We start from the raw sequence: 18,992 nt of genomic DNA on the forward strand, positions 1-18,992 counted from the left end.
CGGACGGCCCCGACGAGGTGTCCGGAGCGCTGGCTCGGTTCCGTGCTGCCGGACTGACCGCCACGATCGCCGAGCAGGATCTGTGCTGCCATGCCGTGCAGGACAAGGTTTTCGTCGACGCGCCCGACGTGCCCAACGGATGGTGGGAGTACTACGCCGTGACCGACGACGATCCCGCCAACCCGGACGGGCTGACGGGTTCGGCGTGTGCGGTCGCCTGCGCGAGCGAGGACAGCCCGACAGCGGGGGCCTGCTGCGGCTGATCGGAACTCGCCCCGGTGTGCCGTCCGGCGACGGCACACCGGCGCGCACCGCAGGATCAGCACCCCTGGATCAGCGGGGGTCGCCGGCGCAGCGGCAGTCGGTCGGGGTGGTGTAGTCCACGGGCATCCCGTGCGCATCGAGGGTCAGGGCGCAGCACCGTCCGAGCAGTTCGGCCAGCTTCCGCCGGCCCCGCTGGACCCGGGACTTCATTCCCGACAGCGACACCCCTTCGACGGCGGCGGCGCGGGCCTGCGTCAGACCTTCCAGGTCGGTCAGCTCGACGGCTCGGCGCTGCTCGGGGGAGAGCCCGTCGAGCAGCGGGCGCAGGCAGGCGGCCAGCTCCCGCTGGGCGGTCGCCGCGTCGTCCCCGTCCGGTCCGGCCGGGTCGGGCGCGTCGCCGGTGAGCGGTGCGAGCCGGTCCCGATCCCGGGCGGCCCGTCGGTAGTCGTCGATGATCGCGCTGCGGGCGATCCGGTACACCCACCGGATCAGGTGCTCGCGGTCCTCGACCCGGCCGAGGTTCCTGTGGACGCGCAGCAGGATTTCGCCGAGCACGTCGTCGGCGCGGTCCGGATCGGCGATCCGCCGCTGCACGAAGACGCGGAGCTGCGCTCCGAACTCGCGCCAGACGGCTTCGGTGGTCAGGGCGTCCGCGTCCGTCGCGGACCTGGTGGATGCCGTGGTCAGGGTGGATGCCGTGGTCATGGTGTGGTCCTCCGGGAAGGGGCGCTGTACGGGCGGTGTCCCTCCACAGACGACGGTACCGGGGAAAGGACGCACTCCCACGTCGGTGCCTGCACGCTCCGCCGGGATTGCGTCCCTGCGGCGGCGGCGACGTCTGTCTCGGTGCCAGTGCGGGACACACGATCCCGCAGCATCGGACGAAGGAGTGATCATGACCGGCATCGTGGAACGTGACGGCGACCGGGCGCTGAAGGCCAGGCACCGGGCGTTGTGGGCGGCCGGGAACTATCCGGCGGTCGCGGCCGACCTGATCCCGACGTTCGGGCCGACGCTCGTCGCCGCGGCCGGGGTGGTGGCGGGCCTGCGGGTCCTCGACGTGGGCGCCGGATCCGGCAACGCTGCCATCCCGGCCGCCGAACGGGGCGCGATCGTCACCGCCGCCGATCTGACGCCGGAGTTGTTCGTCGCGGGCCGCAGCGCCGCGGCGGAGCGGGGCGTGGACCTCGAGTGGGTGGAGGCGGACGCGGAGGCCCTGCCGTTCCCCGACGCCGGCTTCGACGTCGTGCTCTCCAGCGTGGGCGCGATGTTCGCACCACACCACCGGGCCGTCGCCGACGAACTGCTGCGGGTGTGCCGGCCGGGTGGGACGATCGGGATGATCAACTGGACACCGGAGGGCTTCATCGGTCAGCTGTTCCGGCTCATGGCCCCGTATGCGCCGCCGCCCCCGCAAGGCGCGTCGCCGCCCCCGATGTGGGGCGACGAGCGGCACGTCCGCGAGTTGTTCGGCGATCGGATCAGCGACCTGAGCATGGATCGCCGAAGCGTGGTGATGGACCACAGCCCGGAGCCGGCCGAGTTCCGCGAGTACTGGAAGCGCAACTACGGTCCGGTGATCGCGGTGTACCGGTTCAACGCCGCCGACCCGGACCGGACCGCGGAGCTCGACCGGAGCTTTCTGCAGTTCCTCACGGACTGGAATCGAGCCGGAGAGCCCGGCCGGACCGCGTACGACGCCGAGTACCTGCTGCTCACCGCCCGCAAGAGGTAGCCGCCCCGGTAGGTGCGGGCGCTGCAGTGCTGCCGAAGGGGGAGGATGCGAGGCCCCGCCGGCTTCGCGCGTCGTCGCCGGCGGGGCAGGGCCACTGTGCAGGGGGGCGTGGCCGGATTCGAGCGTAGGCGGCCTGCGAGCGGATGTGAAGGAGAACGGCCCGGTCGGGCAGGGTAGAAGGTCCCGAACCAGGCGATTCGGGCGCCTCGAGGGGGTGCGGACCGGCTCAGCGGCGCTTCCGCGTGCCGTGCGAGGGGTGGACATCCGCGTAGCTGTCGAGGATCTCGCGGATCTCGGTGACGGCCTTCCGGCGCGACTCCGCATCCGCGATGCGTCCGAGCTGCTGCTTGAGGCTCACTGCCAGTTCGGCGTAGTCGTTCTGCCAATCGCGCCCGCTCAGGCGCGCGACGTCCGCGCGAGCGGGTCGAACCCGTGACGCGGGGGCGCCGGGCGCCACCTGGTAGCTCTCGCCGATCTCCGGGGTGACGATCGACAGCGAAGGATCGAGCTCGTGCACCAGTTCGGCCAGCGCCGCCACGGCCTCCGGCTCGCCGTGGGTGAGGAACAGGCTGCCTGCCACGGGACCGCGTGCCGTGATCCAGTCCAGGAGTTCGGCCTGATCCGCGTGTGCGGAATAGCTGTCGATCCGCCGGATCTGCGCCCGCACGTCGATGTCCTGACCGGAGATGCGGACACGCTTCGCACCGTCGAGAATCACGCGGCCGAGCGAACCCTGCGCCTGGAAGCCGACGAACAGAATCGTCGAATCCCGGCGGTGCAGATTGTGCTTCAGGTGGTGACGGATGCGCCCCGCCTCGCACATTCCCGAGGCCGCGATGATGATCGCTCCCGAGACGTCGTTGATCCGCTTGGACGTGGAGGCGTCGTCGATGTAGTGGATCGCCGGATGGTGGAAGATGTTCTTCCCCTCGAGATCCTCGAGTTCGCTCGCGTGCGCGGCGAACACCGCGGTCGCCCGGTTGGCGAGCGGTGAGTCGACGAACACCGGCACCGCGGGGATGCGGTTCTCGTCGACGAGGTGTGCGATGTCGAGCAGCAGTTCCTGCGTCCGTTCCAGCGCGAAGGCGGGGACGACGAGGTTGCCGCCGTGCCCGAGCGCACGGTCGATCTCCTCTTCGAGCAGGTCACGCCGTTGCTCGATCGTCATCCGCACGCGGGTCCGGTTTCCGTAGGTGGATTCGCAGACGAGATGGTCCGGCCCCGAGGGGCCGGTCGGGTCGGGGTGGAACGCCTTCTGGGCGGGACCGAGGTCGCCGGAGAAGAGCAGGCGCACACCCTCCGCGTCGATCTCCGCCGACGCGGCCCCCAGTATGTGCCCCGCGTTCCACAGCCGTGCGCGAAAGCCTGCAGCGGGCTCGAACCACTCTTCGAGCGCCACAGGACGGGCCTGCCCCCAGGCGGCAAGGGCGTCTGCCTCCGTGTACAGCGGGGCGAACCTCCTTCCGCGCGTGCGGTCGCGTCGCCGATTCCGCCGCTCGGCTTCGAACTCCTGGATGCGCCCGGCGTCGGCGAGCATGAATTCCAGCAGGTCGGTGGTCGGGCCGGTGCAGAAGATCGGCCCCTCGAAACCCTGGGCCACCAGCTTGGGCAGCAGACCGCAATGATCGATGTGGGCATGGGTGAGGACGACGGCGTCGATCTCGTCCGGTGCGAACGCGAAGTCACCGTAGTTCAGCTCTTCGAGAGTGCGTGAGCCCTGGAACAGGCCGCAGTCCACCAGAATCCGCGTCGAGTCCAGCGCGATCTCCGTGCACGAGCCGGTGACCGTCTGCGCGGCGCCGTGGAAGACGAGAGTCGGGTCGTGCGCCACACGCAGCTCCTACGACATGGAATCGCGGCCGAAATTGCGGGTACCACAGTCAAGCTATCCGAACCTCGGGTCGGTCGGACCCGGTTGGGCATGTCGCGTATCGGAGTGCGCCGACGGGACCGCACCCGCCGGCCGTGGATATCACCCCGGGTCTCACCCTCGCCTGCTGTCACACGCGCCGGCGCCTGCCCGATGGACATCGTGGTGGCGTCGAGCACCCCGACGTTCGGCGCCACCTCGGACCGGCGCCCGGCCCGGACGGGCCGGGCGCCGCGTCAGTCCCGCAGCTCCGCGCACACGGTGCGCGGCCGCTCGGCGCGGGCCGCACCGTGCGGGCGCCGTCGTGGTCCCTTCGGCTGCATCGGACCGGGCCGCGGGGACCGATGCTCGGCTCTGAGGGCGATCGCTGCCCCGACGATCGTGGCCACCACCGCAGCGACGGCGACCCACGCGACGAGCAGCGAGGCGATCACGTTCATGCCGTCTACACCGCCGCTGCCCGGGGAAGGGTTACGCGGTTTTCGATCTTCACCCTGGGATTCACCCTAGTCGACGTCCCGTTCGCGTGATCGGTCCGGTTTCACCGTGCCGGCGCCGCCGGCCCGGCGGGTGCGGCGGGGGTGCGGTCCGGCTTGCGGCCGGGCCGACCGCCGGTGATAGAACCTGTTCCAATTTCGCCGTCTTGTGGCTATGGTCACATGCGTACACACGCACTGTGACGGAGGGCGATGCAGATGAAGACCAAGGGCGCGATCCTGTGGGGTCTCAACGAGCCGTGGTCGGTGGAGGAAATCGAGATCGGTGACCCGGTCGCGGGCGAGGTGCAGATCCGCATGGAGGCGGCGGGGATGTGCCACTCGGACCACCACATCGTCACGGGAGCGACGCCCATGCCGTCCTTCCCGGTGATGGGCGGCCACGAGGGGTCCGGCGTCATCACGAAGGTCGGCGACGGCGTCGTCGGCCTGGAGGTCGGCGATCACGTCGTCCTGTCCTTCATTCCGGCATGCGGTCGCTGCCCGTCGTGCGCCACCGGTCACTCGAACCTGTGCGATCTCGGCGCGGGCCTGCTCAGCGGGATGGCGATCTCCGACGGCACCTACCGGATCCAGGCGCGCGGACAGCACGTGATCCCGATGTGCCTGCTCGGCACCTTCTCGCCGTACATGACGGTCAACCAGACACAGGTCGTCAAGATCGACAAGGACGTCCCGTTCGAGCTGGCCGCCCTCGTCGGCTGCGGCGTGCCCACCGGCTGGGGCTCGGCCACCCACGTCGCCGACGTCAAGCCCGGGGAGGCTGTCGCCGTGATCGGCGTGGGGGGCGTGGGGATGAGCGCCCTGCAGGGCGCCGTCGCGTCCGGAGCGCGACAGATCTTCGCGATCGACCCCGTGCCGTGGAAGCGGGAGCAGGCCCTGAAGTTCGGCGCGACGCACGCCTACCCGTCGATGGCCGAGGCGCTCATGCCGATCATGGAGACCACGTGGGGACGCATGGCGGACAAGACGATCATCACCGTGGGCGAGATGCGCGGCGAGTACGTCGAGGAGGCCTTGCAGCTGACCGCGAAGAACGGCCGCTGCGTGGTCACCGCGATGGGGCACATGACGGACATGGACGTGAAGCTGAACGCGTTCCTGTTCGCGATGCTGCAGAAGGATCTGCAGGGCAACATCTTCGGCGGCTGCAATGCGCGGGTCGACATTCCGAACCTGCTCGCGATGTACAAGGCCGGACAGCTCAACCTCGCGGACATGGTCACCCGCACGTATACCCTCGAGCAGGTCAACGACGGCTACCAGGACATGCTCGACGGGAAGAACATCCGCGGCGTCATCCGGTACACCGACGCCGATCGGTGATTCCGCGGCCACCGGTGCCGTCTTCTAGGCTGGGTACGTGAACAGCCTCGACGCGATCTCCGACTGGCCTGTCGACCACGCCGCCGCCGCGGTTCTCACCCGCGCCGGCGGCGTCGTCGCAGAGCGCGGCGACCAGTTGCGGCTCTACCGTCTCGCATCGGTCACCAAGCCGCTCGTCGCCTACGCGGTCCTCGTCGCTGTGGAGGAGGGCGCGCTCGAACTCGATCAGCCCGCCGGTCCGCCGGGGTCGACCGTCCGCCATCTGCTGGCGCACGCCTCGGGACTGGCCTTCGACGAACGCGTGTCGCAGGCGGAGCCCGGCCGCAAGCGGATCTACTCGAGCGCGGGCTTCGAAATTCTCGCGGAGCTCGTCGAGGGCGAGACCGGCATCCCGTTCCCCGAATACCTCACCCAGGCCGTCTTCGAGCCGCTCGGCATGCGGGAGTCGTCGCTGCCGGGACCTGCCGGGCACGGTGGGCAGTCGTCGCTCACCGACCTGACGCACTTCGCCGCGGAACTGCTCGCGCCCCGTCTGGTGTCGACCCAGACGCTTGCGGAGGCCACCCGGGTGCAGTTCCCCGGACTCGACGGGATCGTGCCCGGGTACGGGATGCACAAGCCCAACGACTGGGGGCTCGGTGTCGAGATCCGCGGCCGGAAGGACCCCCACTGGACCGGTGCGGCCAATTCACCCGAAACGTACGGGCACTTCGGTCAGTCCGGTACATTCCTGTGGGTCGATCCCCGCGCGGGGATCGCGTGTGTCGTGCTGACGGACAGGGCATTCGGCGAGTGGGCGAAACCACTGTGGCCCGCCCTCGCGGACGACGTCCTCACCGAATTCTCAAATTCCTCATCCGTTCCCTAGCGAAACAGGAGTAACACGGGCAGACTGTCCTCTGTCGCCATGCGCGACCGCTTCGATGTCAGGCCGTTGGGGAAGACGTCCCTCGTCGAAGTGGAGGTGTGTAGTGCGTGCGTCGAACCAGTTCGCGGATGCGACGACCGGGGTGGTCTACATCCACTCGTCGCCTGCTGCGGTCTGCCCGCATATCGAATGGGCACTGGCCGCCACCCTCGATTGCCGTCCGGATCTCACCTGGATCGGTCAACCGGTCGACGTCGGACAACTGCGCACCACTGTGAACTGGGCGGGTCCGGTGGGGACCGCCGCACGCCTCGTCGACGCCCTCCGGGTGTGGCCGATGATCCGCTTCGAGATCACCGAGGACCCCAGCGACGGCGTCGACGGCGAGCGCTACAGTCACGTGCCCGGACTGGGACTGTGGCGGGGCAACACGAGCGCGAACGGCGACGTCGTGGTCGGCGAGATGCGGCTGCGGTCACTGCTCGCCGGTGGCAGCAACATCGTCGAGGAGCTGAACCGGGTGTTGGGCACGGCCTGGGACGAGGCCCTCGAGCCCTACCGCAGCGGCGGCGAGGGCGCCGAGGTGACCTGGCTGCGCCGGAACGTGGGATAGGCCGCTACGCGGCCCGTGCGTCTTTTGGGCTGCTGGGGCAACCCAAAAGACGCACCGGCGGCGCAGCCGCCTACAGCGGGATGTTCTTGTGCCGGCCGCGACGCGCCGGAGCCGACGCCAGCGCCTGGGCGAGCGTGCTGCGGGTCGTCGCCGGATCGATGAGTTCGTCGACGACACCGATCGACATCGCCCGGCCGACGCCGCCGGCGATGGCTTCGTGCTCGGCGGCGAGACGGTCGTGCAGCGCCTCGCGTTCCTCTTCCGGTGCCGCGGCCAGGGCCCGCTTGTGCAGGATCCCCACCGCCGCCTTGGCGCCCATCACGGCGACCTCGGCGTCGGGCCAGGCGAACACGGCGGTCGCACCCAGGGCCCGGGAGTTCATCGCGATGTAGGCGCCGCCGTAGATCTTCCGGGTCACCAGCGTCACGCGGGGCACCTCGGACTCGGCGAAGGCATGCAGCAGCTTCGCTCCGCGACGGACGACACCCTCCCACTCCTGGCTCACGCCGGGCAGGTAGCCGGGCACGTCGACGACGACGACGAGAGGGACCCCGAACGCATTGCACAGGCGCACGAAGCGCGCGGACTTCTCGGCGCTGACGGAATCCAGGCAGCCACCGAGACGCAAGGGGTTGTTCGCGATGACGCCGACGGTGCGGCCGCCGAGACGACCGAAACCGGTGACGACGCTGCGCGCCCAGCCGGCCTGCAGTTCCTCGAAGCTGGACTCGCCCTCGACGTTGTCGAGCAGCTCGTGCACGATCGGGCGGACATCGTAGGCGCGGCGCGGGGATTCGGGCAGCAGCGCCCGCAAGTCGGTGTCGCCGCGACGGGCGGCGTCGAGGTCGAACTCGCCTTGTTCGGCAAGCATCGACACGAGGCGACGGGCCCGGTGCAGGGCGTCGTCCTCGTCGTGGGCGGCGATGTGCGCAACGCCCGACTTCTTGGTGTGGGTATCCGGACCGCCGAGCGATTCCATGTCGACCTGCTCACCGGTGACGCTGCGCACCACGTCGGGACCGGTGACGAAGATGCGGGCCTCGGGCGCCATGATGACGATGTCGGTGAGTGCCGGTCCGTAGGCGGCGCCACCCGCCGCGAACCCGAGGACGACGGAGATCTGGGGGATCCGCCCGGAAGCGCGGACCATTGCCTCGAAGATCAAGCCGACCGCGTGCAGGGAGTCGACGCCCTCTGCGAGCCGGGCACCGCCCGAATGCCACAGCCCCACGATCGGGATGTCCTGCTCGAGGGCGGTGTCGATGGCGTCGACGATGTGCTTGCAGCCGTCCACGCCCATGGCGCCACCCATCACGGTGGCGTCGGAGCAGTACGCGACGGTCCGGACGCCGTCGATGGAACCGATCGCGGCGAGCATGCCGGACTTGTCCCGGGGGTGCAGCAGGCTCAGGGTGCCCGCGTCGAACAGTCGCTCGAGCCGCCGGAGCGGATCGCGGGGATCGACGGCAGCGTCGCGCGTCTGAGCAGGTTCCAGGACGGTCATCGCGTTCTCCTCGGGCAAGGCAAGAGCGGGGGATGGGCGCCGGGGGTGGGGATCTCGTGACGAGATCCCCACCCCGACGGCGAGCGAAGTCCGGTCGGGTCAGGCCCGGCCGAACGCGAGCGCAACGTTGTGCCCACCGAAACCGAACGAGTTGTTCAGCGCGAAATCGATCTGGCCGTACCGGGCTTCGCCCTTCACGACGTCGAGATCGATCTCTGGATCCTGGTTGTCCACATTGAGCGTGGGCGGGATGACCCCGTCCCGCAGGCTCAGGACCGTCAGGACCGCTTCCAGCGCACCGACCGCACCGATCGAATGCCCGAGGGCACCCTTCGGTGCGTACACCGCGGCGTGGTTGCCCACCGCGGCATTGATCGCCTTCGCCTCGGCGATGTCGCCGATGGGCGTGGCGGTGGCATGCGCGTTGACGAAGCCGATGTCGGACGGCGTCAGGCCGGCGCCGTGGAGGGCCTTCGTCATGGCGCGTGCCGCGCCGGTCCCCTCGGGATCGGGGGCCACGATGTGGAATCCGTCCGAGGTGATGCCGGCGCCGAGCAGACGGGCGTGGATGGTGGCGCCGCGAGCCTTGGCGTGTTCCTCGGTCTCGAGCACCATCAGCGCGCCGGCCTCGCCGAAGACGAAACCGTCGCGGTCCTTGTCGAACGGGCGCGACGCCCCACGCGGATCCTCGTTGCGGGTGCTCAGTGCCCGCATCATGGCGAAGCTGGCGGTGGCAACCGCGTCGAGCTGGCCCTCGACACCACCGGCGACGACGATGTCGGCATCGCCCATCGCGATCATCCGGTAGGCGTGGGCGATGGCCTCGTTGCCGGACGAGCAGGCGGACACCGGCGTCATCACGCCGGCCTTCGCGCCGAGCTCGAGACCCACGGTCGCCGACGGGCCGTTCGGCATGACCATCTGCACGGCGAACGGGGACACCTTGCGGTAGCCGCCGCCGCGCAGCTTGTCGACCGCGTCGATGAGCGCTTCGCCACCACCGAGACCGGTGCCGACGACGACGCCGAGGCGTTCGCGGTCGACCTCCGGGCTGCCGGCATTCGCCCACACGGTGCGGCCGAGGTGGAGCGCGAGCCGCTCGACGAAGCTCATCCGGCGGATCTCGACGCGTGAGAGGGTTTCGTCGGGGCTCGTCGTGAGCTTGCCGCCGATGCGAACCGGCAGGTCGAACTCGTCGACGAATCCGGTCAGCGTGTCGATCCCGCTCTCACCGGCGAGCAGGCCCTTCCACGTGGCATCCACGTCACCTGCGATCGATGTCGTGGCCGCGAGGCTGGTGACGACGACGTTGGGAAATGTCCCTGTGCGGGGAGAGGCGGAAGTCACGGTTGAGCTCACTCGTTGTCGTTCGTGGCCTGGACGCCCTCGGCCTCGAGCTTCTGGATGTACGCGACGGCGTCACCGACGGTGCGCAGGCTCGCGAGATCCTCGTCGGGGATCTTCACGCCGTACTTGTCCTCGGTCTGCACGGCGATCTCCACCATGGACAGGGAGTCGATGTCGAGATCGTCGACGAACGACTTCTCGACGGTCACCTCGGAGGGCTCGATGCCGGTGACCTCTTCGATGATCTCCGCGAGACCGGCGATGATTTCTTCCTGGGTGGCGGCCACGTCGTGGCTCCCTTCTTCGTTTCGTCTTGCTGTGATCGGACCGGGTGGAGGGTTCCGCCCGGATTCCGGGTGCCCGTCGAGGGCAGGTCCCGTGCTGCGCGACGCGCGCGCAGCAAACTAACCGACTCTGATCGATTCGGCCAGCGCTGAGATCTCCTCAGGGGTCTGGAGTGCCGTGGTCGGCGTGCCGCGCATCTCACGCTTGGCGATGCCGACCAGGGTGCCGGCCGGGGGAAGCTCCACGACCGCCGAGACCTCGGCCGCACGCAGGGTCGCGGTGCACAGGTCCCAGCGCACCGGTCGGGTGACCTGTGCGGCAAGCTTGGTCAGTGCGTCCGCTCCCGAGGCGACCGGCGCCCCGTCGGAGTTGGACAGCAACGTGCGGGTCGGATCGCTGGGCACGATCTTCGCCGCGGCCTCGGCGACGGCTTCCTGGGCCGGGGCCATGAATGCGGTGTGGAAGGCCCCGGCGACCGGAAGGGGCCGGATCCGGGCCTTCTCCGGAGCGTTCGCCGCGAGCTCCTCGAGCGCCGTGAGGCGGCCGGCGGCGACGATCTGGCCGGCGGCGTTCACGTTCGCCGGCGTCAGGCCCAGCTCGGCCAGCCGGGCGAGCACCTCGTCCTCCCGGCCGCCGAGCACGGCCGACATGCCGGTCGGCTCGAGCGCGCACGCCCGGGCCATCTCGGCGCCGCGGACGGCAGCGAGCATGACCGCCTCGTCCGCGCTGATGACGCCGGCGATGGCCGCGGCGGCGAGCTCACCGACCGAATGCCCGGCGACGATCGTGTCGTCCGGGACGAGGCCGCGGGACTCGAGCTCCTCGTAGGCGAGCAGTGCCGTCGCGACGACCAGCGGCTGGGTCACGGCGGTGTCGGTGATCTCCGCGGCCGTCGCGGTGGTGCCGAGGCGTTCGAGGTCGAGGCCCGAGGCCTTCGACCACAGCTGGACGCGATCGCGGGCGCCGGCCTGCTCCAACCAGGAGGCGAGCATGCCGGGTTTCTGGGACCCCTGACCGGGGGCGAGCAGCGAAATCACGATGATCAGGGAACACCCTGGAGACAGTCCTGCGAGATGTCGGTAGGGATGAACTCTCGGGTGCAGTTTTGTAGGGTTTCAACAAAACTGCACGTCGGCGTTCACCATCGACGAAGTGCCGTCCCCTGTTACGCGCCCGGTTCGCGCAATGTGAAACGGGAGACGGGTGGGACTGGAGTCCGCAATTCGTTATGACTTCGAGCCAACCTTCCCACGGTGGCCGCGATCCGCAACACGTACGCATCACGGGGATTCGTCGGGTCCCGGCCGGTGACTTCTGTGATCCGCTTGAGTCGGTACCGCACGGTATTTGGATGAACAAACAGCTGCCGGGCGCAGGTCTCGACAGCACCCCCGCAGTCGAGGTATGCGTCGAGGGTGTCGGCCAGCGCCACACCCGCCTCGGTGAGCGGAGCCACCACATCGTCCTCGAGGGCAGCGATCGCTCCCGCGTCGCCGAGCAGGGCCCGCTCCGGCAACAGCTCCGCCGCATGCACCGGCCGCGGCGCGCCCCGCCACCCGGCCACCGCTTCCATCCCGGCCATCGCCTCGACCGCGGAGGCATGCGCCGACGCGAGGGTGGGCGTGGTGGGACCGATCACCACCGGATCGTCCGAGAAGCTGCGCATCAGCTCGGACCGGAACGCCATTGCCTCGACGCTCCCGTGCAGCTCGCCGCTGACCACCATCACGAGCCGCTCGCCCTGCACCACCGCCAGCGCCGCCCGGCCGTGCTGCTGCGCGATCGAGTGCACGGTCGTCACGACCGAGACCCCCTCGTTCGGCGGGGGAGTGCCGATGATCACGGTGGCCGGCGCCGTCGCATCCCAGTTCAGCGTCGCGGCGCGCGAGAGCATGTCCGACCCGGTGTCGCCACGGACCACCGCGTCGACGACCAGCGCCTCGAGGCGGGTGTCCCACGCGCCGCGGGACTCCGCGGCGCTCGCGTACACCGAGGCCGCGGCGAACCCGAGTTCCCGGCCGTAGCGCAGCGTCGCCTCGGTGAGCGCGACGAGTTGCTGCTCGTTGCGTGCCAGGGCCGGCAGCCACTGCTCGAAGAACTCCATGGCAGCGCGGACCATGTCCACGGTCTGGCGCAACGTCAGCCGCCGCGCCAGGTCCTGCGGGATCACCTGGAACGCGTCCAGGCTGAACCGCAGGTCGCTGTCGGGATTGCGCACCCATTCGAGGAAGTCGACGACCGCCGTCTGGATGATCAGCTGCACGTTGGACCGCTGCGACGCGTCGAGATCGGCGAAGAACGGCAACTGTTCCTGCATGGAGTGCACGGCCTCGGTGGACAGCCGTCCGGAGAACTGCTTGACGCGACGCAGGAGCGCATCGGGCAGGGGATCTCGCTCCGGCCGCGCCGGCGGCACCGGACGCCCCGTAGGGACGCCCGGTGCGCGCTTCGGACGCGGCTCTGCGGGTTCTACGACCATGGGACGAAACTACGCCCGCGGCCCGCCGCCCGCGGCAGAGCGGTTCGGATCAGGCCACGCCGGGATCCGAGGTCTGCTCCGGTGCGGCCGCCACGTCGTCGATCCGGTACCGCTGGGCGGCCTCGACCGCCCGCGCGCGATCGACAGCGCCGTCCCGGCCGAGGGCGGCGAGCACCGCGACCACCGTGGACTCCGCGTCGATGTTGAAGAATCGGCGCGCGGCGGGGCGGGTGTCGGAGAACCCGAACCCGTCGGCGCCGAGGGTGGTGTAGTCGCCCGGTACCCACTGCCGGATCTGGTCCGGTACCGCACGCATCCAGTCGGAGACGGCCACGAACGGCCCGGCGGCGTCGGCCAGGATCTTCGCCACGTACGGCGTCGGAGCGTCGGCGCCCGGGTCGAGCAGCGCCTGCCGCTCGCATTCGACACCGTCGCGGCGCAGCTCGCCCCACGAGGTCACCGACCACACGTCTGCGGCCACGCCCCACTCCTCGGCCAGCATCTCCTGGGCCCGCAACGCCTCGGGCATGAGCACGCCGGAGGCGAGGATCTGCGCCTTCGGCCCGGCGCCCTCGCCGCGGCGGTACAGGTAGATGCCCTTGAGCAGGCCCTCGACGTCGAGGTTCTCCGGCTCGGCCGGCTGCACGTACGGCTCGTTGTAGAGGGTGATGTAGTAGAAGACGTTCTCGCCACCGAACCCGTCGACGCCCTCCGTGCCGCCGTACATGCGGCGCAGACCGTCCTTGACGATGTGCGCGAGCTCGTAGGAGAACGCGGGATCGTAGGACACCACCGCCGGGTTCGTCGACGCCAGCAGCAGCGAATGCCCGTCGGCGTGCTGCAGCCCCTCACCGGTGAGGGTGGTGCGGCCGGCTGTCGCGCCGAGCACGAATCCGCGGGCCATCTGGTCCGCCGCCGCCCACAGGCCGTCGCCGGTGCGCTGGAAGCCGAACATCGAGTAGAAGATGTACAGGGGGATCATCGGCAGCCCGTGCGTGGCGTACGAGGTGCCGACCGCGGTGAACGAGGCGGTGGACCCGGCCTCGTTGATGCCCTCGTGCAGGATCTGCCCGGCGACGCTCTCCTTGTAGGCGAGCATCAGCTCCGCGTCGACCGACGTGTACAGCTGGCCGTTGCGGTTGTAGATCTTCAGCGACGGGAACCACGAGTCCATGCCGAACGTGCGGGCCTCGTCCGGGATGATCGGCACGATGCGCGGACCGATCTCCTTGTCGCGCAGCAGCTCCTTCATGATGCGCACCAATGCCATGGTGGTGGCCACCTGCTGCTTGCCGGAGCCCTTGCGGACCACCTCGTAGGTCTTGTCCCCCGGCAGCGGCAGCGGAGCATCGGCGGTGCGGCGTTCGGGCAGGAACCCGCCGAGCGCGCGGCGCCGCTCGAGCATGTACTGGATCTCCGGCGAGTCGTTGCCCGGGTGGTAGTACGGCGGCATCTTCGGGTTCGCCTCGAGTTCGGCGTCCGAGATCGGGATGCGCTGCAGATCGCGGAAGTACTTGAGGTCCTCGAGCGTGAGCTTCTTCATCTGGTGCGTGGCGTTGCGACCCTCGAAGTGCTTGCCGAGGGTGTACCCCTTGATCGTGTGCGCGAGGATCACCGTCGGCTGACCCTTGTGCGCCATGGCCGCGGCGTACGCCGCGTAGATCTTGCGGTAGTCGTGGCCGCCGCGCTTGAGGTTCCAGATCTCCTGGTCGCTGAGGTTCTTGACCAGCTCCTTCGTGCGCGGATCGCGGCCGAAGAAGTGCTCACGGACGAAGGCCCCGTCGTTGGCCTTGTAGGTCTGGTAGTCGCCGTCCGGCGTCACGTTCATCAGATTGACGAGCGCACCGTCCTTGTCGGCGTGCAGCAGGGCGTCCCACTCCCGGCCCCAGACCACCTTGATGACGTTCCAGCCGGCCCCGCGGAAGAACGACTCCAGCTCCTGGATGATCTTGCCGTTGCCGCGAACCGGACCGTCGAGGCGCTGCAGATTGCAGTTGACCACGAACGTGAGGTTGTCCAGACCCTCGGTGGCCGCGACGTGCGCGAGACCGCGCGACTCCGGTTCGTCCATCTCGCCGTCGCCGAGGAACGCCCACACGTGCTGGTCGGAGGTGTCCTTCAGACCGCGGTCGTGCAGGTAGTGGTTGAACCGCGCCTGGTAGATCGCGTTCATCGGGCCCAGGCCCATCGACACCGTCGGGAACTCCCAGAAGTCCGGCAGCAGCCGCGGATGCGGGTAGGACGGCAGGCCGCCGCCCTGGTCGGCGTGGCTGGCCTCCTGGCGGAACCCGTCGAGTTGCTCGGCCGGGATGCGGCCCTCGAGGTAGGCGCGGGCATAGATGCCGGGGGAGGCGTGCCCCTGGATGAAGATCTGGTCACCGCCGCCCGGGTGGTCCTTGCCGCGGAAGAAGTGGTTGAAGCCCACCTCGTACAGCGCCGCGGAGGACGCGTAGGTGGAGATGTGGCCGCCGACGCCGATGCCGGGACGCTGTGCGCGGTGCACCATGATCGCGGCGTTCCACCGGATGAAGGCGCGGTAGCGGCGCTCGACCTCCTCGTCGCCGGGGAACCACGGCTCGTTCTCGGTCGGGATGGTGTTCACGTAGTCGGTCGAGGTCAGTGCCGGAATGGACACATGGCGTTCGCCGGCGCGCTCGAGCAGGCGCAGCATCAGGTAACGGGCACGCGCAGGACCGGCGGACTCGAGCAGCCCGTCGAACGACTCGAGCCACTCCGTGGTCTCGGCCGGGTCTATGTCCGGCAGGTAGGAGGCCACGCCCTCGCGGATGACCCGCACGCGGCCGTCGGTGGCCCCGGTGGTGTTCGGCGAGGATCCCGCTTCCGAGGCGCCCGGTGTGGCGGCGCTCGTCGAGGAATCGGGCTCGTGGATCAGGTCTGTCAACGTCTGCTCCTCATCGTGGTGGGGCGCGCAGGTGTGGCGCCCGCTCCGTAGGGCCGGCTCTTGTGGGAGCCGACTCATCGACATCTGAACGAGATGCACTGCTCATCTTCCCCCATCGCGCGGTAGGAGGCATCCCCCCGGGTGAACAACGCCTGCAGGCCGGGTATCCGCACGGTTCGGGTCCGCGCGGCGGGTCGGCGTGTGGCGCTTCTCGCGGTAACGTCCCGGGAAGATTCTTGTGAGTTTCCGTGCGATTCGGCTTGCGTTGAGCTCCCCGAGGATGTTCGCTTTGAAAAATCGCTCATGACATCCGGTACGCGGCACGCCCGCGGCCACAACCGAAGGAGGACACCACCGTGGTCGCCGCGGCGGACGCCCAGAACTACGTTCAGAAGCTCGGTATCTCCCACGACCAGGTGGTTCAGGAACTCGGTTGGGACGAGGACACGGACGACGACCTGCGGGCCGCCGTCGAGGACACGATCGGATCGGACCTGCTCGACGAGGAATCCGACGAGGTCGTCGATGTGGTGCTGCTCTGGTGGCGCGACAGCGACGGAGACCTCGTCGATGCGCTGATGGATGCGATCGGCCCGCTCGCCGACGAGGGCGTCGTCTGGGTGCTGACGCCGAAGACCGGGCGTCCGGATCATGTCGAGCCCAGCGAGATCGCCGAATCGGCCACGACCGCCGGCCTGACCCAGACCTCGACCGCCAATCTCGGCGACTGGGTGGGCAGCCGGCTGGTGCAGCCGAAGGCCGCCCGCACCAAGCGCTGAGCACACCGCTCAGTTCCTCTCCATCGACGTAAGGACTACCGACGCACATGGCGATCGAGGTGGGTGCCCAGGCGCCCGATTTCACACTCAAGGACCAGAACAACCAGGAAGTGACGCTGTCGAGCTTCCGCGGGAAGAAGAACGTGCTGCTCGTGTTCTACCCGCTCGCGTTCACCGGCGTCTGCCAGGGCGAGCTGTGCGCCGTGCGGGACGACCTGCCGACCTACGAGAACGACGACACCGCGATCGTCGCCGTGTCGGTGGGGGCCTCGCCCACGCACAAGATCTGGGCCGCCGAGCAGGGCTACACGTTCCCGCTGCTCTCCGATTTCTGGCCGCACGGTGCCGTGGCCCAGGCCTACGGTGTGTTCAACGAGAAGTTCGGTTTCGCCAACCGCGGCACCTTCGTCGTCGACAAGGACGGCATCGTCCGGTTCGCCGAGGAGAATCAGCCCGGCGAGCCCCGTGACCAGGGCGCTTGGGTGCGAGCGCTGGCCGCGCTAAAGTCCTGAGGCACAGTCCGGCGGCGCGAGCCGCCGGATCTGCGGGCGTGTAGCTCAGTGGTAGAGCTCTGGTTTTACACACCAGCGGTCGGGGGTTCGAAACCCTCCGCGCCCACCAGGAATGTGGCCGTGAAAGACCTGGTCAGGGACCGGGCGCGTATGCCTCGACGGGACTTTTGCCCACACGTGTCGACGTCCGCGGACGCAGCCGGGCTCGTGGGGCCGCACCCGGGGGTCTTTGGGCTCTGTCGCGGCTGGGCAGGGTTTGCTGTGCTCGTGGGGTGAAGGTGCCGCTGCTCACCTCGTTCGAGGGCTATCGGGCCGACCGGATCGGCCGGGACCTGCTGGCCGGCCTGACGGTGTGGGCGGTTCTGGTGCCCGAGGCCCTCGCGTACGCCACGATCGCCGGGGTGTCCCCGGTGATCGGCCTGTATGCCGCGCCCGCGGCGCTGCTCCTCTAAGCGCTGTTCGGCAGCTCCCGGCACCTGGTGGTGGGGCCGATGGCGGCCACCGCTGCGCTGTCGGGTGCTGCTGTCGCCGGCATCGCCGGTGACGCCGATGCGGCAGCGCTGACGGCCGGTCTGGCGCTGCTGGTCGGGGTGCTCGGGATCCTCGCGGGGCTGGCGCGTCTGGGGTTTCTGGCTTCCTTCATCTCCGAGCCGGTGCTGAAGGGATTCATCGTCGGCCTGGCGCTGACGATCATCGTCGGTCAGCTCCCGAAGCTCTTCGGAGTCCCGAAGGGGGACGGGGACTTCTTCGAAAAAACCTGGCACCTGGTCACGTCGCTGGGTGGGACGAACGGCTGGACGTTGGCCGTCGGCGCCGGCTCCCTTGCGCTCGTCCTGGTCCTGCACCGGGTGTCGCCCCGGCTGCCCGCACCGCTGGTCGCGGTCGCCCTGGGCATCGTCGCCGTCTCGGTCCTCGACCTCGACGCCAAGGGAGTGGAGATCGTCGGGCAGATCGAGGGCGGGTTACCTCCGCTCGGCCTCCCCAGCATCCCTGGATCCGACTACGTCGCGCTGCTCGCGTCGGCGGCAGGGATCCTGCTGGTCGCGTTCGCCGAGGGCGTCGGAGCAGCCAAGAACTACGCCGCCGAGCAACACTACGAGATCGATCCGAACCGGGAACTGCTCGGGGTGGGCACAGCGAACATCGGCGCGGGGCTGTCCTCCGGGATGATCGTCAACGGGTCCCTGTCGAAGACCGCGGTCAACGTCTCGGCCGGGGCGGTGTCGCAGCTCTCCGGCATCGTCGTGGCGGCGCTGACGGTGCTGACCCTGCTGTTCCTGACCGGTCTGTTCGCGAACCTGCCGGAGGCCACCCTCGCTGCCGTGGTGATCGCGGCCGTCACGAAGCTCGTCGACTTCCGGACGCTGCGCAAGTACGCGCGTCTGGCCACCCCGAGCCTGCGGCGGATCTACGGCGTCACCGCGTACGCGGACTTCCTCGCCGCGGCGAGCGCCATGGCGGGTGTGCTGGTCTTCGACATCCTTCCCGGGCTCTTCCTCGGCGTGGCGGTGTCGGTCCTGCTCCTGCTGTTCCGGGCCTCGCGGCCGCACGTCGCCGAGCTGGGTCGCACACCGGACGGAAGCCGCTGGGTCGACCTGCAGCGCCGTCCCGACGCGCTCACCGAGCCGGGGATCGTGGTGCTGCGCCCGGAGGCCGGGCTGATCTACGCCAACGCCGACAACGTGGCGGCCGCCGTACGCGGTCATGTCCGGGACGACACGCGGGCCGTCGTCCTCGACACCGCAGCTGTGCCGGGAATCGACATCACCGCCGTCGGCATGCTGGACCGGCTGTATGCCGAACTCGAGCACCGTCGCATCCGTCTGCTCTTCGCCGGCGAGATCGGCCAGGTGCGCGACCTGCTCAGCGCGACCGGCATCGCCAGTGTCGTCACAGGCGCACACCCGACCGTGGACGCGGCCGTCGCCGCGGCCCGTCGCAACCTCGACCAGCCCCCGGACGACGACCCGACGTCGGCGTGACCTCCGGACGGGCGGTGGAGAAGCACCGG

General features: G+C 69.6%; 15 protein-coding genes, 1 tRNA gene and 2 pseudogenes. 9 read left to right on the forward strand and 9 right to left on the reverse strand.

Translation table 11 applies throughout. The features are described 5' to 3' along the window. Window positions 1–263: pseudogene (locus tag OEY_RS0112890) on the forward strand (ArsI/CadI family heavy metal resistance metalloenzyme); the annotation flags it as partial. A gap of 70 nt (window positions 264–333) precedes the next feature. Here OEY_RS0112890 and OEY_RS0112895 read toward each other — a convergent pair. Then, window positions 334–969, reverse strand: a complete 636-nt coding sequence (locus OEY_RS0112895) for a sigma-70 family RNA polymerase sigma factor (RefSeq protein ID WP_010594281.1) — start codon at window positions 967–969, stop codon at window positions 334–336. A gap of 190 nt (window positions 970–1,159) precedes the next feature. Here OEY_RS0112895 and OEY_RS0112900 point away from each other — a divergent pair, with 190 nt between their 5' ends. Next, the gene (locus OEY_RS0112900; RefSeq protein WP_029540024.1) at window positions 1,160–1,999 is read left to right on the forward strand and encodes a class I SAM-dependent methyltransferase; all 840 of its coding nucleotides are present in this window, start codon (window positions 1,160–1,162) and stop codon (window positions 1,997–1,999) included. 226 nt (window positions 2,000–2,225) lie between these two features. Here the strand turns inward: OEY_RS0112900 and OEY_RS0112905 are convergent, their stop codons facing one another. Further along, window positions 2,226–3,830, reverse strand: coding sequence for an MBL fold metallo-hydrolase (locus OEY_RS0112905; protein WP_010594283.1), 1,605 nt, complete (start codon window positions 3,828–3,830; stop codon window positions 2,226–2,228). Window positions 3,831–4,105: 275 nt separating this feature from the next. Continuing rightward, the gene (locus OEY_RS0112910; protein WP_010594284.1) at window positions 4,106–4,309 is read right to left on the reverse strand and encodes a hypothetical protein; all 204 of its coding nucleotides are present in this window, start codon (window positions 4,307–4,309) and stop codon (window positions 4,106–4,108) included. 255 nt (window positions 4,310–4,564) lie between these two features. On the opposite strand from OEY_RS0112910, the gene OEY_RS0112915 reads away from it, so the two are divergent. From OEY_RS0112915 to OEY_RS0112925, 3 genes are all read left to right on the forward strand, one after another. Next, complete coding sequence (locus OEY_RS0112915; RefSeq protein WP_010594285.1) at window positions 4,565–5,692, forward strand: NDMA-dependent alcohol dehydrogenase; 1,128 nt, start codon at window positions 4,565–4,567, stop codon at window positions 5,690–5,692. Between the two features lie 37 nt (window positions 5,693–5,729). Further along, window positions 5,730–6,560 carry a serine hydrolase domain-containing protein gene (locus OEY_RS0112920; protein WP_010594286.1) on the forward strand — a complete coding sequence of 277 codons (831 nt, stop codon included), beginning with the start codon at window positions 5,730–5,732 and terminating at the stop codon, window positions 6,558–6,560. Window positions 6,561–6,663: 103 nt separating this feature from the next. Then, complete coding sequence (locus OEY_RS0112925) at window positions 6,664–7,173, forward strand: DUF3145 domain-containing protein (protein WP_003937070.1); 510 nt, start codon at window positions 6,664–6,666, stop codon at window positions 7,171–7,173. A 70-nt stretch (window positions 7,174–7,243) separates the two neighbouring features. Here OEY_RS0112925 and OEY_RS0112930 read toward each other — a convergent pair whose 3' ends face one another. The 6 genes from OEY_RS0112930 to aceE all read right to left on the reverse strand — a co-directional run bounded on the left by OEY_RS0112930 (window position 7,244) and on the right by aceE (window position 15,690). Next, window positions 7,244–8,677, reverse strand: a complete 1,434-nt coding sequence (locus OEY_RS0112930) for an acyl-CoA carboxylase subunit beta (RefSeq protein WP_010594287.1) — start codon at window positions 8,675–8,677, stop codon at window positions 7,244–7,246. Between the two features lie 99 nt (window positions 8,678–8,776). Beyond that, window positions 8,777–10,024, reverse strand: coding sequence for a KasA/KasB family beta-ketoacyl-ACP synthase (locus OEY_RS0112935; RefSeq protein WP_010594288.1), 1,248 nt, complete (start codon window positions 10,022–10,024; stop codon window positions 8,777–8,779). A gap of 8 nt (window positions 10,025–10,032) precedes the next feature. Beyond that, on the reverse strand, window positions 10,033–10,311 hold the full coding sequence (gene acpM / locus OEY_RS0112940) for a meromycolate extension acyl carrier protein AcpM (protein WP_003937073.1): 279 nt from the start codon (window positions 10,309–10,311) through the stop codon (window positions 10,033–10,035). A 117-nt stretch (window positions 10,312–10,428) separates the two neighbouring features. Beyond that, complete coding sequence (locus OEY_RS0112945; RefSeq protein ID WP_017680341.1) at window positions 10,429–11,346, reverse strand: ACP S-malonyltransferase; 918 nt, start codon at window positions 11,344–11,346, stop codon at window positions 10,429–10,431. 128 nt (window positions 11,347–11,474) lie between these two features. Further along, window positions 11,475–12,788: a PucR family transcriptional regulator gene (locus tag OEY_RS0112950; protein ID WP_225222858.1), complete on the reverse strand. Its 1,314-nt coding sequence runs from the start codon at window positions 12,786–12,788 to the stop codon at window positions 11,475–11,477. Between the two features lie 49 nt (window positions 12,789–12,837). Beyond that, window positions 12,838–15,690 (reverse strand): pyruvate dehydrogenase (acetyl-transferring), homodimeric type, encoded by a 2,853-nt coding sequence (gene aceE, locus OEY_RS0112955; protein WP_029540025.1) that lies wholly within the window; start codon window positions 15,688–15,690, stop codon window positions 12,838–12,840. Between the two features lie 356 nt (window positions 15,691–16,046). Between aceE and OEY_RS0112960 the strand changes: the two genes are divergently transcribed. From OEY_RS0112960 to OEY_RS28415, 4 genes and pseudogenes are all read left to right on the forward strand, one after another. Next, window positions 16,047–16,469, forward strand: a complete 423-nt coding sequence (locus OEY_RS0112960) for a DUF3052 domain-containing protein (RefSeq protein ID WP_003937077.1) — start codon at window positions 16,047–16,049, stop codon at window positions 16,467–16,469. Window positions 16,470–16,516: 47 nt separating this feature from the next. Further along, on the forward strand, window positions 16,517–16,981 hold the full coding sequence (locus OEY_RS0112965; RefSeq protein ID WP_010594292.1) for a peroxiredoxin: 465 nt from the start codon (window positions 16,517–16,519) through the stop codon (window positions 16,979–16,981). 34 nt (window positions 16,982–17,015) lie between these two features. Continuing rightward, a tRNA-Val gene (locus OEY_RS0112970) sits at window positions 17,016–17,090 on the forward strand. Window positions 17,091–17,253: 163 nt separating this feature from the next. Beyond that, window positions 17,254–18,963, forward strand: a pseudogene (locus tag OEY_RS28415) (SulP family inorganic anion transporter). The last annotated feature ends 29 nt before the right edge of the window (window positions 18,964–18,992 follow it).

This window comes from Rhodococcus sp. P14 (assembly GCF_000256505.1).
Classification (GTDB): Bacteria; Actinomycetota; Actinomycetes; order Mycobacteriales; family Mycobacteriaceae; genus Rhodococcus; species Rhodococcus ruber.

Bases quoted from the DNA above. Each gene is read 5' to 3' on its own strand.
- OEY_RS0112895 (WP_010594281.1), bottom strand. From the start codon at position 969: ATGACCACGGCATCCACCCTGACCACGGCATCCACCAGGTCCGCGACG.
- OEY_RS0112900 (WP_029540024.1), top strand. From the start codon at position 1,160: ATGACCGGCATCGTGGAACGTGACGGCGACCGGGCGCTGAAGGCCAGG.
- OEY_RS0112910 (WP_010594284.1), bottom strand. From the start codon at position 4,309: ATGAACGTGATCGCCTCGCTGCTCGTCGCGTGGGTCGCCGTCGCTGCG.
- OEY_RS0112915 (WP_010594285.1), top strand. From the start codon at position 4,565: ATGAAGACCAAGGGCGCGATCCTGTGGGGTCTCAACGAGCCGTGGTCG.
- OEY_RS0112930 (WP_010594287.1), bottom strand. From the start codon at position 8,677: ATGACCGTCCTGGAACCTGCTCAGACGCGCGACGCTGCCGTCGATCCC.
- OEY_RS0112950 (WP_225222858.1), bottom strand. From the start codon at position 12,788: ATGGTCGTAGAACCCGCAGAGCCGCGTCCGAAGCGCGCACCGGGCGTC.
- OEY_RS0112965 (WP_010594292.1), top strand. From the start codon at position 16,517: ATGGCGATCGAGGTGGGTGCCCAGGCGCCCGATTTCACACTCAAGGAC.